This window comes from Rhizobium sp. P1_C7 (genome assembly GCF_056406295.1).
This window is the reverse complement of record NZ_JBFUAL010000014.1, coordinates 145,317-158,198: the sequence shown is the minus strand read 5'-3', so window position 1 is coordinate 158,198 and position 12,882 is coordinate 145,317. Positions and strand designations below refer to the sequence as shown.

At 56.1% G+C, this 12,882-nt stretch carries 14 protein-coding genes and 1 pseudogene; 8 read left to right on the top strand and 7 right to left on the bottom strand.

What is annotated here, in order from left to right:
• Positions 1 to 316: 316 nt before the first annotated feature.
• Positions 317 to 1,080 (top strand): IS5 family transposase gene (locus AC1D2R_RS21655; protein WP_477970314.1). Its coding sequence is split into 2 segments (ribosomal slippage): positions 317 to 632 and positions 632 to 1,080, totalling 765 coding nucleotides; the frame shifts between segments, so codons are not numbered across the junction.
• On the opposite strand, the gene AC1D2R_RS21650 is transcribed toward AC1D2R_RS21655, so the two are convergent.
• Positions 1,040 to 1,198 (bottom strand): hypothetical protein, encoded by a 159-nt coding sequence (locus AC1D2R_RS21650; RefSeq protein ID WP_477970328.1) that lies wholly within the window; start codon positions 1,196 to 1,198, stop codon positions 1,040 to 1,042. The genes AC1D2R_RS21655 and AC1D2R_RS21650 overlap by 41 nt on opposite strands.
• A gap of 693 nt (positions 1,199 to 1,891) precedes the next feature.
• On the bottom strand, positions 1,892 to 2,410 hold the full coding sequence (locus tag AC1D2R_RS21645; protein WP_477970326.1) for a helix-turn-helix domain-containing protein: 519 nt from the start codon (positions 2,408 to 2,410) through the stop codon (positions 1,892 to 1,894).
• On the opposite strand from AC1D2R_RS21645, the gene AC1D2R_RS21640 reads away from it, so the two are divergent.
• Together AC1D2R_RS21640 and AC1D2R_RS21635 are read left to right on the top strand one after the other, a co-directional pair.
• Positions 2,354 to 2,740: a hypothetical protein gene (locus tag AC1D2R_RS21640; protein ID WP_477970329.1), complete on the top strand. Its 387-nt coding sequence runs from the start codon at positions 2,354 to 2,356 to the stop codon at positions 2,738 to 2,740. The two genes, AC1D2R_RS21645 and AC1D2R_RS21640, sit on opposite strands and share 57 nt — an antisense overlap.
• A gap of 34 nt (positions 2,741 to 2,774) precedes the next feature.
• Positions 2,775 to 3,308, top strand: a complete 534-nt coding sequence (locus AC1D2R_RS21635) for a zinc-binding dehydrogenase (protein WP_477970312.1) — start codon at positions 2,775 to 2,777, stop codon at positions 3,306 to 3,308.
• Positions 3,309 to 3,390: 82 nt separating this feature from the next.
• Here the strand turns inward: AC1D2R_RS21635 and AC1D2R_RS21630 are convergent, their stop codons facing one another.
• Together AC1D2R_RS21630 and AC1D2R_RS21625 are read right to left on the bottom strand one after the other, a co-directional pair.
• Complete coding sequence (locus AC1D2R_RS21630) at positions 3,391 to 3,660, bottom strand: DUF2798 domain-containing protein (RefSeq protein WP_477970310.1); 270 nt, start codon at positions 3,658 to 3,660, stop codon at positions 3,391 to 3,393.
• Positions 3,653 to 4,564 (bottom strand): NmrA/HSCARG family protein, encoded by a 912-nt coding sequence (locus tag AC1D2R_RS21625; protein ID WP_477970308.1) that lies wholly within the window; start codon positions 4,562 to 4,564, stop codon positions 3,653 to 3,655. The genes AC1D2R_RS21630 and AC1D2R_RS21625 overlap by 8 nt, the downstream gene beginning before the upstream one ends.
• Before the next feature lie 103 nt (positions 4,565 to 4,667).
• On the opposite strand from AC1D2R_RS21625, the gene AC1D2R_RS21620 reads away from it, so the two are divergent.
• Positions 4,668 to 5,561, top strand: coding sequence for a LysR family transcriptional regulator (locus AC1D2R_RS21620; RefSeq protein ID WP_477970306.1), 894 nt, complete (start codon positions 4,668 to 4,670; stop codon positions 5,559 to 5,561).
• Positions 5,562 to 6,290: 729 nt separating this feature from the next.
• On the opposite strand, the gene AC1D2R_RS21615 is transcribed toward AC1D2R_RS21620, so the two are convergent.
• Positions 6,291 to 6,767 (bottom strand): MarR family winged helix-turn-helix transcriptional regulator, encoded by a 477-nt coding sequence (locus tag AC1D2R_RS21615; RefSeq protein ID WP_477970304.1) that lies wholly within the window; start codon positions 6,765 to 6,767, stop codon positions 6,291 to 6,293.
• A gap of 417 nt (positions 6,768 to 7,184) precedes the next feature.
• On the opposite strand from AC1D2R_RS21615, the gene AC1D2R_RS21610 reads away from it, so the two are divergent.
• Positions 7,185 to 8,075 (top strand): haloalkane dehalogenase, encoded by an 891-nt coding sequence (locus tag AC1D2R_RS21610; protein ID WP_477970302.1) that lies wholly within the window; start codon positions 7,185 to 7,187, stop codon positions 8,073 to 8,075.
• Positions 8,076 to 8,369: 294 nt separating this feature from the next.
• Here AC1D2R_RS21610 and AC1D2R_RS21605 read toward each other — a convergent pair whose 3' ends face one another.
• On the bottom strand, positions 8,370 to 9,263 hold the full coding sequence (locus AC1D2R_RS21605) for a LysR family transcriptional regulator (RefSeq protein WP_477970301.1): 894 nt from the start codon (positions 9,261 to 9,263) through the stop codon (positions 8,370 to 8,372).
• Between the two features lie 208 nt (positions 9,264 to 9,471).
• On the opposite strand from AC1D2R_RS21605, the gene AC1D2R_RS21600 reads away from it, so the two are divergent.
• Positions 9,472 to 10,398, top strand: coding sequence for an alpha/beta hydrolase (locus AC1D2R_RS21600; protein WP_477970299.1), 927 nt, complete (start codon positions 9,472 to 9,474; stop codon positions 10,396 to 10,398).
• A 250-nt stretch (positions 10,399 to 10,648) separates the two neighbouring features.
• Positions 10,649 to 11,539: an NAD-dependent epimerase/dehydratase family protein gene (locus AC1D2R_RS21595; RefSeq protein WP_477970297.1), complete on the top strand. Its 891-nt coding sequence runs from the start codon at positions 10,649 to 10,651 to the stop codon at positions 11,537 to 11,539.
• Positions 11,540 to 12,042: 503 nt separating this feature from the next.
• On the opposite strand, the gene AC1D2R_RS21590 is transcribed toward AC1D2R_RS21595, so the two are convergent.
• Positions 12,043 to 12,333, bottom strand: a complete 291-nt coding sequence (locus tag AC1D2R_RS21590; RefSeq protein WP_477970295.1) for a hypothetical protein — start codon at positions 12,331 to 12,333, stop codon at positions 12,043 to 12,045.
• A 345-nt stretch (positions 12,334 to 12,678) separates the two neighbouring features.
• Between AC1D2R_RS21590 and AC1D2R_RS21585 the strand changes: the two are divergent.
• Positions 12,679 to 12,826, top strand: a pseudogene (locus AC1D2R_RS21585) (IS6 family transposase); the annotation flags it as partial.
• Positions 12,827 to 12,882: the final 56 nt, after the last annotated feature.

Sequence of the window (12,882 nt, the reverse complement as noted above, 5' to 3'; positions counted from 1 at the left end):
ATCATGGCAAGGTCTGCATCGACACGCGCTGATGACAATGATCGCTTACGCCTTCCTGCAACATCAGCGCCTACACAAGGCAAAGCGGGAAAAAAAGGAAGAGGCACGGTCCGCCTAAACCGACACTGCCAGCCATCCGACGCGCGGTCATAAACACCCTCCTATCAGCGTCAGCCCCAGAACGATGTCCTCACTGCAGAATCCGCTTCAGACCGCCAAAATACATTCTGCCAAAGTAGTGCTAGGGCCTAAACTCATAAATTTTCTTGGCGTTTTACGCGCGTCGTGATTCAAGGCTTCCGAATGTGGAGCCAAGATGACACGCCGCCGTTACGAACTCACGGACCACGAATGGTCAATTATTTCGCCACTCTTGCCGAACAAGCCGCGCGGCGTTCCTCGTGTCGACGACCGGCGAGTCTTGAATGGCATCCTTTGGCGCTTCCGGACGGGCTCGCCTTGGGCGGAAGTTCCTGAACGTTATGGTCCGCCAACAACCTGCTATAACCGCTTCGTCCGCTGGCGGAAGGCCGGTGTGTGGGATCGACTTCTGGAAGCGGTTTCAGAAGCTTATGATGGCGACATCGTCATGATCGACTCAACCTGTGTTCGCGTTCACCAGCACGCTGCCACGGGAAAAAGGGGGATCGAGACGATGGTGGCATGGGACGTTCCCGCGGCGGTCTTACGAGCAAAATCCATGCGCTCGTCGATGCCGAAGGTCGGCCAGTGACGCTCCGCCTGACCGGCGGCCAGGTTGCCGATTGCACTGAAGCCGATGCGCTGACGGACGGCCTTGGCGAAGGGGATATCCTGCTTGCCGATAAGGGCTATGATACCAACGCCATCCGAGCCAAGGCCGCCGAGCGCAAGGCCTGGGCCAACATTCCACTCAAGACAAACCGCAAGGGTTCCTTCTCATTCTCGCGCTGGGTGTATCGGCAGCGAAATCTCGTGGAGCGTTTCTTCAACAACATCAAACAGTTTCGAGGCATCGCTACACGCTACGACAAACGTCCAGAAAACTATCTCGCTGCTGTCAAATTGGTTGCGGTGAGGATCTGGTGTCAGAGTTTATGAGTCGACGCCCTAGGGAAGACGCTCGCGTAAACAGGCGGACATTGGCCGCCACTCGCATCGCAGCGTCGTTTCCCCCTTTCACAGTGAACGACACTATGCCGCCGAAGCCACCTGCCATTTGTTTTTGCGCGACTTCATATCCTTCACAATGTGGCAGGCCCGGTTGGAGACAAAGCACGAGCAACTCGGGCATGTTTATGGGCAATTGAAGGCGCGCTACCATCCGTTTCCGGTTCTCGCGAACGAAATGGAAAAGGGGCGCCTCGTACCATCTCTGTGTTATATGGTTCCAGCAATGCCGCCTTCTCAAGCAGACGTTAGTCACATCGCGCCATTGCTAGAAGCTGGAGAACATCTCGGGTTTCCTGAGTGGTACATGACAAAAATTCGGAGCTTCCTTCCCGCAACGTGCGGTCCGGTGCGGCAGTCCCAGGTATAAAAATCCCGCTCCGGGACGCAGGGTGTGCTCCGATTGCATTCTCGTTGTTTCTCTGTCTATGGACACGGCGACGCTCACTCAACAGCATCCAGCCGTTGTTAGACTGGTTGCCCGCGATGTCGCCCTGGGTGATAGCGAGAACCAACGCCATTCTTCCGCAACCGGTCGGATGCACTATTTTCAGGCGATGTTGGGCAGTACCAACCATGCGAGCAGGAGGCCTCACACTTCGTTGACCAAGAAAGAGGTGCGTAGTTCAAGCTGCGCGGGTGTCGAGGATCGGCACTTGCTTATCTTGCTGGGGTCTTCCTCTCCAGATGTTCCGCTGACCGATGTCTCCAGCCGCAGTCGCATCGGTTATATTCGGTCGGTTCACCTCGGGAGGTGCGAGCGTCGCAGACTGCGCGGTGTCTGGCCAGTCTCGCGGCGGATCCAGTGGGCAAGATGAGACTGATGTGCAAAGCCCGTTTGATGAGCTATCTCGTCGGTGCTGAGCTTTCCTTGTATCAGAAGTGATCGAGCTCGCTCAACGCGGCGCAAAAGGACGTACCGGTGTACTGTCGAACCAGTTGAGGCTTTGAACCAAGATCTTAAATGCGAACTACTAGCCCCTGCGATACGGCTGAGTACGTCAAGTGTGAGCGGCTGGTGAAGGTGCGCGTCGATATATTCAGTTACTCGTCTCAGTTGCTCGTTCGATAGTCGAGCGGGTCGTTCTTCCTCTGCTTCGTTGAGGCCGAGCAAGCGTATTGCTAGGGCAATTGCAACACTGTCCGCAAAGAATGCCCCAGCAGGGTAGGCAGCGTTGCCATCGATATCAAGCGCTCGGACAAGATGTTCGATGCGCTCATCACGCAGGAGATGTCGGGTTTCGAATTGACGTGCGTTCATACGCTGGCCCAGTTCAGCAGCGCGTTCAACGACACTCGTTGCCAGTCGAACTTCAAGAGCCTCGAACGGGGATTCGGATTCAAAGCCCGCTCCTTTGCCAGCGGGCACCAGATCAATGTCACCATTCCGCCGTTCAAAGTAGCGACCGACCTCGTTGCAATACGAACGAGTGGACCTGCTAGCATGGATCATGATGCGATGATGCTCAGCGGGCGGAAGCCTGAAATTGCCAGCTTCGAAATGCCGACTTACCACCGATACTCTATTCAGCGGCTCAATAAAGGCGGGTTGTGGATTCACAAAATCAACCTCGGATGGCAGTTTCAATAGGAATATTATTTGATGATTGCTGAGGGCCTGTTCAATGGGCAAAGCGGATCAGGCCGCCAAAGATCTCCGCTTTGCGAAACCGAGCCCAGTGGGTGCCGGCGGTGTCGGATCGCTAGCGATTCAGCTCGCCAAGCCGCTAGGTGCCCACGTCACGACGCCTGTCTCCACGCAGGACACGACGCTGGTCGAGGAAATCGGCGCGCACGCTGTGATCGACTATTGGACGACCGACTTCTCATCGCATATAGGCAACATGGATGCTGTGATCGACACCATCGGCGGCGATGTGCAGGAGGCATCGTCGAAGACGATCATGCGGGGCAGAAGTCTGGTTGCGCTGGCGCAGCCGCCTTCACAAAAACGGGCTGAAGCCTATCGTGCCAGAGCTAAGGTCGTATTCACGCAGCCGAGCGGTGAAATCCTGGCGACAATCGACCGTTTGATAGATTCTGGACTAGTGAGGCCACTTCAATCTGCCCTTACGACTTATCGCAAGCGGGGGGTGTGCATCAACTTGGAGAAAGCGGACGGCTACGGGTCTCCGATGAATAGTTTGCTCACCTATTGAGCGGGAGGCGTCGGAATAGGCCGCCCGCTTTTTGTCGGGCTCGGAGGCGATCAGTGCTTAAACTTCGCCGATTGTGCCCGGGTTAGCCGGCAGGCTGTTCCACGATCGCGTTTACAATTCGTCGAACGATCGGAAGAATGAGCAAGAGACTCGGGAACGCGATGATCCACGACGCCCCCCAAGCGCCGGGCCAATTGCCTAGAAATTCCGATCCGAGCCCAACGCCTTTGACAGTGACGACAGCCGAGACAATCCCCGACATGAACACAGACAAAACGAACGGCGTAACAAAACGGCCGGAGGCCGGCGGGAGCTTTCTCAACCTTTGACGCTGATGGGGTTCTCTATGCATTGCGGTTGTCCTTTAGCCTGGTACCGTTTTCAGCTAGCGATTGGAACGCGAGCTCGCCGATATATTGAGACATTGAACGTGGCTCACGACCAAGCGCAGCCGCTAATGAAAGACTGTTTCCTCCCAGCCCAAATTCTCGGTAGTGGTCATGGACCTTCGACAGAAGATGAATCTGATGATCGTCGTACGGAAGGGGCGTATCTTTTACCCATTGTTCAAAGCCGGGCTCGCGAGTGGCGATGGGACGCCCGAGTTCTCTCGTGATAATCTCGACTATCTCGAGACGATTGAACATTCCGGCGCAAAGCTCCAATGTAGCGTAGTCGAGTTTTGCCGTCGTTAAGGCGATTGCGGCAACCTCGGCGACATCGCGATAATCGACCCTTGCGATCTTGGTTGCCTTCGGAAACGGTTCTGCAAATTCTCCGTCACGTAGGATAGCCGGCCAACTCAAACCAATGTTTTGCATAAAATTCGCGGGGTGCAGAATCGTGTAGTTGAGGTTAGAGGAATAGAGAGCTTCTTCTACTGGAATTTTGCTGGCGTGGTTCTTGAGGCGCGTGTTCGTCGGCTGGATTACCGAGGAGAATACGAACTTATGGACACCAGCGCGCGTTGCAGCCTCAACCAGCGCGATCCCCATTGCCGCCTCGTCCGAAGCAAAAGCCGGACCGATGTGGAAGATGCCATCAACGCCCTCGACAGCTCTGTTCAAGCTATCCGAGTTTCGCAGATCGCCGATTGCGATTTGTGTTGCGCCCCAGGCTCGTGCGACCTCGCCGCGTTCGGTGTTTCTGACCAGCCCGCGAACGACGGAATTCCGTCGGAGAAGTTCAGGGATCACTAGCCGCGCAAATTTGCCCGCGGCCCCTACGACAAGAACGGTGGGTATCGTGTCTGTCATGCCATTCATCCTTCATTCGTTTTCGGGACTGAATTTATATTTTCACGCATATTGTAACAATCCGCGCTAGAATTGATTCTCTCTCTTGATTTGCGAGATAGTCATGAATCGTTTGGAAGACTTGGAAGCGTTCCTGTCCGTGGTTGACTACGGCAGCCTGACTGAGGCAGCACTCCATCTCGGTCGATCACTGCAAGGGGTGAGCCGCTCCTTGGCTTCCTTGGAAGGAGATATTGGCGTGGTCCTTATTCACAGGACGACGCGACACTCTCAACCAAGCGAGGCGGGTGCAGCTTTTTATGAGCGGATCAAGCCAGCAATTGCGGAGATCAGGGAAGCCAGGGAGCAAGCGGCCAATCGCCGGTCCGAGCCTTCGGGGGTATTGCGCATTGGGGCTCCCATTCTGTTCGGACCGAATTTCCTGGTGCCGATCATTGCGGAATACATGACATCGTTTCCCCAAACGGAGATTGATCTTCAACTTTCGGACGGTTTCAGTGATCTCCCGACTGAGAAGCTCGATTTGGTGATCCGCATTGCCGATCTCCCGGATTCCGGACTGCAGAGCAGGCAGTTGGGCGCGCTACGGCGTGTTGTTTTCGGTGCGCCGTCCTATTTCAAGCGATGCGGTCGGCCAGAGCATCCTCGAGATTTGCGGCTTCACAATTGTCTTGTTAGGACCATCGATAGACAGGCCGGGCAATGGTCGTTTCAAATAGACGGGAGAACCCGCGTCATTAGAGTTCAAGGGACATTTCGATCGAATACAATGACGGCTATCTATTCCGCGGCTAGGAGCGGTCTGGGGCTCGGGTATTCTCCGCTCTGGCAGGTAAAACATTTGGTTGCGGCATCAGAGGTCGAGTTGGTTCTAGAAGATTTCGAACCCAACCCCGTTCCAATACAGGCTCTCTGGCAGGAGAATAGACTCGCTCCGGCAAAGGTGCGGGCTTTCATAGATTTGCTAGCTCTACGTTTGAAACTGGATGGGCTTTAGAAAGCTCGTGGCCGGTCTCGCTAGTCTTTCGTGGACTTCGACCCCAATTGACCGCAAGCACGCGCCCCTCGGAACGGGCCTTACGCTGATCTGCAGCCAGACACGCGACACACGGCCTAAAGCGTGGTCGACATAGCGGATATTGCGCGCCAATCTGGTCCCCCACCAACAAGCGCGGGGGGGGTGCGTTAGCAATTGGAAGGACTGACGAGTTGGGCTTGGTCGCCCACTCTTCATCGCAATCTCTTCAAAGACTGCTCGGTAGGGTGGGAAAAACTCTTCCAACGCGCCCGTTCGATATTCTCAGCGACATGGCCGAGTGCATGAAGGCCGATACGGAGAGTTTGCGGAGGCTCGCCTGCCTCGTGCCCTGCTTTGTGATGGAGGCCGCGCGCTCTGGGCGCACGAAGGAATTTGGTGAGCCGGTTGCCCCAAGCCATACTGGCGGTTCCAACTGCAATGGTCGAGGTTGACATGTTGTCCAGTTAGTCGCGAGCGTCGTTGCCCTTCCCAGTCGCTCGGCCCACCGCGTCGCGGCCGCGTGAGAAAATCAGGTTCTTTGAAATACTCGTCATAGTCTTGAAGGGTAGGTCAAAGTGAGAGAATGCCTCCACGCCCCCCCACCGGCGATTAGTTCAGCTCTCCCTTCCGAAACCAAGTCGAGGGTCGCGAAATCTTCTAAAGGCCCGGGCAGCCTCACAGCATATGCGTACGGCCCCGTGCCGTGTTTCAATCATCGTTGGTATCGTGAGGTTGGTCGAGGCGGCGTTTCAACAGATTGAGGACATTTTTCGCATTGCGGATCTGCTCCGCGTCAATGCCTTCACCCAGTATGTTCACCCACGGTGCTTGCATCAGAAGTGCGGCTTCGTAGGCAGCTCTACCCTTGCTCGACATCATGACAAGCTTGGCGCTTCGATGATGCGGATTCTCCCTCAGCTCAATGAACCCATCGGCTACCAGATCACCGACAATTCGCTGCACGCCTTGCCGATTGAGCCCCATATTGCGCGCTAGCCGCGCGACTGGCTCGGGAACAGAGGAGAGTGCGACTGCGCCCAGAACCTGCCAGCGAGCGCTGGTCAGTCCGAGCGTCTCCACTAGACGGTCGCCGGCGGCAAGCAATCGGCCGTTCAGACGAAAAATGGTAACGATCAGTTCGCTTACGGCTTCACCTGCGTCCGTTCTCAAGTCATCATTTTTCATGCGCTGTGGATTCCCATATTGACATCATGTTGTCGAATATGCTGCATATAGCACATCAAGAACGAGCGGTCGATAACTGCGCGACAATATCCGCAGATTTTGAGGAACAGAGATATGGGCACCAACAGTTACGGCTCGCGAATTTTCCGCATCACGCGTCCGCAGCGCCTCGTGATGAACAGGGCGCATTAGGCTGAAAACAATTTCAGTATGATCGGCGAGTGCGAATCCGAGGCTTCAATAAAGAAGCCCTCGACGCCGCTGCCGCCGGGCAAGCGCGAATAGAACTGAACCCGCAGGCGATGTTCGAGCGGTCCAAAATCAAGGCGGAATTCGGAACCGGTATCCCCGTCGTCTATCACTCCGCTTGAGCATTGAGCGCAACACCAACTCAATCAACCAGCCCTGGAGGCTTTTATGACCAGCCCAACAGACAAAAAACGCATTGAGATCGACGGCCTCTCTATCGCCTATCTGGATGTTGGCACCGGAGATCCTATCGTTTTTCTTCACGGCAATCCGACGTCGTCGTTCCTTTGGCGGAATATCATTCCCTATGCACTGCCATATGGCCGGTGCATCGCGCCGGATTTAATAGGCATGGGCGATTCAGATAGGCTGCCTGATTCAAACGCAAGCTCCTATACCTTTGCCCAAAACCGGTGCTATCTCGACGCCTTTTTCGACGCGCTCGCGCTGGAGGAGCGCGTGACGCTGGTCGTTCACGACTGGGGATCCGCGTTGGGTTTTGACTGGGCGCGGCGCCACCCCGACGCCATAAAGGGCATCGTCCACATGGAGGCACTGATATCTCCGATCGAATGGGATGATATGCCCGCTGCGGCCCAACCCCGGTTCCGCAGCGTGCGTTCCGAGCTGGGTGAAGAACTCGTCCTGCAACAGAATATCTTCATTGAACAAAGCATCGTCAACGGGACCTTGAGGCCCTTCACACACGCCGAAATGGCCGAATACCGCCGGCCGTTCCTTGAGCCAGGTGAAGGGCGTCGACCAATGTTAACATGGCCGCGTCAGCTACCGATCGGAGGAGAACCCGCAGATGTTGCCGAAGTGTTCGAGAACTATGGGACGTGGCTTGCGGAAAGCGGCCTTCCAAAGCTCTACATTCGCGCTGAACCGGGTACGCACAGTGAGAAGATCATGGCGCAGGCGAGGAGCTGGCCGAACCAGGAGGAGATTGCTGTTGCGGGGATTCACTACCCACAGGAGGACGCTCCTGACGAAATCGGAAAGGCGATGGCGCAATGGCTTGGGAAATTAAGCGAGGAAAAGCAATCTCCAAGATGATGTTCGTGAACCTGCCCGTGCAGTCCCGCATTTCAATGTTTGACGGTCGACATGCCGCAAGTGATTGACGCGGCCTCTGGGATGAACATTGCGGCATCCAAACCCAGGCGTTGTTGCCGGATCAGTCGTTGGATCCGCCATCAATGAAGAGGCGCGCGTATCTCTCGCTGCAATGCGATAGGAGGATGCTACGGATGCCAATGGCTGCGGATGTACCCAGCCAGTCATGGCAAACGTCGCCAACAATTCACATCAACGGGTGCCAGAGTTTGCGCTAACGCCCGAAACGGTCTGTCAGCTTTGCATAAAGGCTGCAAACTCGTCCGATGTTCCGGTCGGAAAGGACTCCGCCAAATAAGCGAGGAAGGCAGATACGCGCGCGCTCAGCAATCGACGAGACGGATAGAGCGCCCATAGGGCGATACTTGGCCCATCCACGTCGCCCCAATGTACCAGCCTGCCCGTGGCTAGATCGGCGCTCACAAGGGACGCGGGGAGGCGTCCTGCGCCAATCCCCGCCAAAACGGCGTCGCGGACCATGATGAGAGACGACACACGTAGCACCGGATCGATAGCGAGGCGTGATTTTGCGGCCGTCTCGGTCAATTCCCAGGCGATAGGTTGCTCTGAGGCCCCACGCAGCACTACGGGAACGACCGAATTGCCGGATGGTCTGACCAAGTCAGGGCTAGCCACAACTACCAACCGGTCGTGCACAAAGATACGTCCGACAAGGGTTTCGTCCGGATCTGGATTTACCCGGATTACCAGGTCATAGCGTTCCTGCACCATATCGATTGCACGATCTTCGGCAGTTACCTCGAGCCGAACGTCCGGATATTTTCGCGCGAATCCCGCAGCTAGTTTCCCCATCGCGGTCTGGGAGAACAACAATGGTGCGCTGATGCGCAATTTGCCGCGCGGCGTTTCTCCTCGCGAAGCGATCGCTGCTGCCGTCTCGTCGATCTCGGTAAGCAATGCACTCGTTCGCTCGTAAAGCGCTCGTCCCTCCTCGGTGAGCTTGAGCGTATGCCCACCCCGTTCGAACAGGCGCAACCCGAGGCTGTGCTCCAAGTCTGCAACTCGCCGTGAGAGGGTCGCTTTCGGGCGGGCAGTCGCGCGCGCCGCCCGTCCAATGCCGCCGTGGCGAGCGACAAGGTTGAAGTCAACAAGCGCAACGAAGTCCATATGTTCCACCAGAGAGACGATCTGTCCAAATATAACACCTATCGCCGCGCTCGTGGATCAATATTTTTCGAGTGTCGCCGTAGCGTCGTAAGGGCACGAACGGATCTCTGCCTAGTTTTTCCTCAGGTCCGGTTTCCAATGGCCGATGTTGGGCAAGGACAGGTTCGCCGTTGGGGCGATTGGATCAGACTTTCGAAGGACGAACAGAATGACAATCGAAACGCATGCACTGTCCGAAAAGGACGCCGCCGTCATGGCGGAGATGCTAGAGGCGCTGAATGGTGTCAAAGGAACGTTTACCGGTCCTGACAAAAGACCGGTGTTCGACCACATCATGAACGGCTTCGAGCCGGCGCACGATATTGACAACGAGGAAGGGATTGTCGGCGGCGTACCGGGAATATGGGTTCGGCCACGATCCGGCCGCTCGACCGATCGCGCGATCCTCTATTTGCATGGCGGTGCGTATGTCATCGGATCGCCGCGAGCCTATGTGAACTTCGTCAGCCAGATAGTGTCACGCAGCGGTATAGCAGCCTTTGTTGCCGACTATGCCTTGGCGCCCGAACGTCCATTCCCTGCTGCGATTGAAGATGCTGTTCGCGCTTACACCGGTCTTGTAGCGCAAGGCGCCCGGCAGATCGCACTGGCGGGCGATTCAGCTGGCGGCGGATTGGTCTTGGCGCTGCTTTCGCAGGTCAAGAATGCTGACCCTGCGCCTCGCTTGGTGGTCGCTCTTTCGCCCTGGACCGATCTTGCGCTCACCAGCCCTTCTATGTTGACGCGGGATGCTGCGGACCCTATCTGGAGTGCGGCAGCGCTAGCTGAGATGGCGCAGCTATATCTCGGCAATGCCGATTCTCGCAATCCGCAAGCGTCGCCCGTCTACGCTGATCGCGTGGGCTTGCCTCCTCTGCTTATTCATGTCGGAGCCTCCGAAATACTGCTCGACGACGCGTTGCGCTACGCAGAGGGGGTCAAAGACGTCGAAGTCCATATATGGGAGGGCATGTTGCACGTTTTCCCAGCGAACGCGGGCATTCTCGACGCTGCCGACTCAGCGCTCGACAACATCGGGCAATTCATCGCATCAAACATGCTGTTCAACCGGGACTTGAACCAAGAGGCACTTTGAGCGCCGCTCGCGCCTGACGTCCTTGAATGCACGCAAGCATCTGAAACCAGGCCTCGGCGTACAGGTGTTGGTCGCGCAGTTCATCTGCTTTCCTGCCCAGCACGGACAGTACAGATCGAATTGCGAGAACAACGCATCCGTGCCCCTTGGGAGACAAAATCTGCTCAAGTTTTGGCGGTTCCTGCGCGACCTAAAATGAAGAAACCTCCTAGTCTGCGATTTCTCTGTTTTTTTGAGCAAAGGAATCGGAATGAGTTTCTATGTTGTAGTTGGGGCAGGGCCAGTTGGAACTGAGACCGCGCGGCTTTTAGCAATTGAAGGGCATGAGGTTTTGCTTACAAGCAGGACCGTGAATTCGATTGAAATTACGGGAGTGCGCACAATCCAAGCAGACGCAACGGACGCGAATGAACTGGCACGCATCAGTCGTGGGGCAGAAGCCATTTTCATGTGCGCTATGGCCGCCTATCATCGTTGGCCGACCGATTTCTTCCCGATAATAGACGGATGCGTGCGTGCAGCCGAAACTGTCGGCGCAAAAATTATCGTTCTCGGCAACCTTTATGGATACGGGGAAGGTGCTGAAAGCCCGCTAAAACCTGACCTTGCACCGAACCCTACGTCGAACAAAGGAACTGCACGAACGATCATGTGGCAACGCGCCGTTCGGTCTTCGGTGCCCGCGATCGAAGTACGCGCGAGCGACTATCTCGGTTTTGGCGCCGTGACCTACTTCTCACTTCTCGCACTCCCGCCCCTTTTCGAAGGTAAGCCTATCAGCTTCTTAGGGGACCTGGACGCCAATCATGCCTGGTCATACACGAAGGACGTTGCCAGGACACTTGTTGCAGCTGCAATGTACTCGGGCGAATGGGGGCGAGCGTTCCATGTGCCGTCGCGATATGCATCGCCGCGCAAGCTAATCCAGCAGGCTGCAAAGATGCTTGGGAAAGACGTCCCTGAAATCCGCACGCTCTCGGTTGTAGAAATGAAGCTCTTGGGCATGAACGAACTTGTGGAGATGCGATATCTCTTCACCGACCCTCTGATCGTGGACTCGACCGAGACAGAGGAGAGTCTCGGCGTGAGAGCGGACAGCTTAGACACGATGCTGGCGGATACACTACGTGAGCATCACTGAAGCACCCTATACTGCTCAATCCCAGATGTGGTGCTTCTGCCGAACATCAACGAGCCGCAGGATGTGCCGGACGGTCGTCGGCGAAGATCGAGACGACGGCCCGCGGGGAGCATCGCGCAAACCGGGCGGACGCTGGTTTCCCTGGCTCTGTTGCCGAGGCCCAAAAGCCAGTCGGCATTCTGACGACCAACATCACCTTCGCGAAGAAGTGCGTTGGGCTGGGCTGCCTGTTTCCAGCCGTCGCGATCGATGTCGTAGTAGTGAAAACGTACTTAGCTCAATGCGAAGCATCATGTCCTAGTTGCATGACGTCGTGCCCAGATAGCTCTTTTGTGACAGAGTGTGCCCGCTGGGCAGGTTGCCGCGCAAACATCCCTCAAGAAGGGCTTTCGCTGGAAGGGAAGCGAGGACGAGTGTATTGCCAACGTGCGATGAAATCGTGTGCCAAGCGCTGGGTGGGTTGACAGCTCGCGATCGAGCCCAGAGCGGGCAAATTGCCGCTGCTAGTCTCTGCTCCAGGCAAGGAAAGGCCGGTAGTGTCGCTGGGCGATTAGCAGAGTGCGATCTGGTTGGATGATATAGATCTCCTCGACCTCGCGCCCCCTCTGATCAATGAACGTATGAGGAAACGAAGAGCCGATGGGCGAGTTCTTGAGCTTCGTTCGAGGCTGACCGCCATAGGTGATGCTGCCGGGAATCGGCGCGTACCCTTCCGACGAATAGGATCCCGAAATAGCCGTGCAGCTTGCGAGAAGCACCCCTGTCACGACCGCGGCTGCTATTTTCTGGATCATCCTCTGGCCTCGCAGTTCATCAGTGACATTCTCCCATGTGGTCGCCGGCGCTTCGAGCATATTCGATTTCGCCGGTAAAGTCCCTCGCGCGCCATATGAACCTCGAATCTTCTCCTCATTTCCCACTTTCTTGAGAAGAAAGACTGGATTTCCTGGGTCGAAACCTTGTTCTGTTTGTGCGGAGCCAATGCTCCTTAACTCTGGCCAGTCGAGAAGTGTCCGAAAAATCAGGTCTCGGCTTAACAAGAACAGGATTCGGCCCTAGGGCCGCTAATTCGGAGGCCTACGCAAAGCGGCTTAGCCGGAAGAAGCGTCGCGAGACACCTGACGTTGCTGAAAGCACCTTGGCGTTTGGTCGATCAGAGGGGCAAGGTTCTCGATGAAATCGTCCAGATCCGCCGCGGTCGCCAAGCGATTGCTGATCTGGTTGCTAAAGAAGCAAGGTCTTCCCCAAAAGCGGATCAAAAACGACACGCTACGCTCGGTTGGTGCGAAAACGGCCCAGGCACAAGCCAGCTTCATAGCCAACGCCTTGATCGCAAAAAAAAG

Coding starts and splice junctions, on each gene's coding strand:
- AC1D2R_RS21650 (WP_477970328.1), bottom strand. CDS start 1,198: ATGGCAGGTGGCTTCGGCGGCATAGTGTCGTTCACTGTGAAAGGGGGA.
- AC1D2R_RS21640 (WP_477970329.1), top strand. CDS start 2,354: ATGTTCGATGCGCTCATCACGCAGGAGATGTCGGGTTTCGAATTGACG.
- AC1D2R_RS21645 (WP_477970326.1), bottom strand. CDS start 2,410: ATGAACGCACGTCAATTCGAAACCCGACATCTCCTGCGTGATGAGCGC.
- AC1D2R_RS21635 (WP_477970312.1), top strand. CDS start 2,775: ATGGGCAAAGCGGATCAGGCCGCCAAAGATCTCCGCTTTGCGAAACCG.
- AC1D2R_RS21630 (WP_477970310.1), bottom strand. CDS start 3,660: ATGCATAGAGAACCCCATCAGCGTCAAAGGTTGAGAAAGCTCCCGCCG.
- AC1D2R_RS21625 (WP_477970308.1), bottom strand. CDS start 4,564: ATGACAGACACGATACCCACCGTTCTTGTCGTAGGGGCCGCGGGCAAA.
- AC1D2R_RS21620 (WP_477970306.1), top strand. CDS start 4,668: ATGAATCGTTTGGAAGACTTGGAAGCGTTCCTGTCCGTGGTTGACTAC.
- AC1D2R_RS21615 (WP_477970304.1), bottom strand. CDS start 6,767: ATGAAAAATGATGACTTGAGAACGGACGCAGGTGAAGCCGTAAGCGAA.
- AC1D2R_RS21610 (WP_477970302.1), top strand. CDS start 7,185: ATGACCAGCCCAACAGACAAAAAACGCATTGAGATCGACGGCCTCTCT.
- AC1D2R_RS21605 (WP_477970301.1), bottom strand. CDS start 9,263: ATGGACTTCGTTGCGCTTGTTGACTTCAACCTTGTCGCTCGCCACGGC.
- AC1D2R_RS21600 (WP_477970299.1), top strand. CDS start 9,472: ATGACAATCGAAACGCATGCACTGTCCGAAAAGGACGCCGCCGTCATG.
- AC1D2R_RS21595 (WP_477970297.1), top strand. CDS start 10,649: ATGAGTTTCTATGTTGTAGTTGGGGCAGGGCCAGTTGGAACTGAGACC.
- AC1D2R_RS21590 (WP_477970295.1), bottom strand. CDS start 12,333: ATGATCCAGAAAATAGCAGCCGCGGTCGTGACAGGGGTGCTTCTCGCA.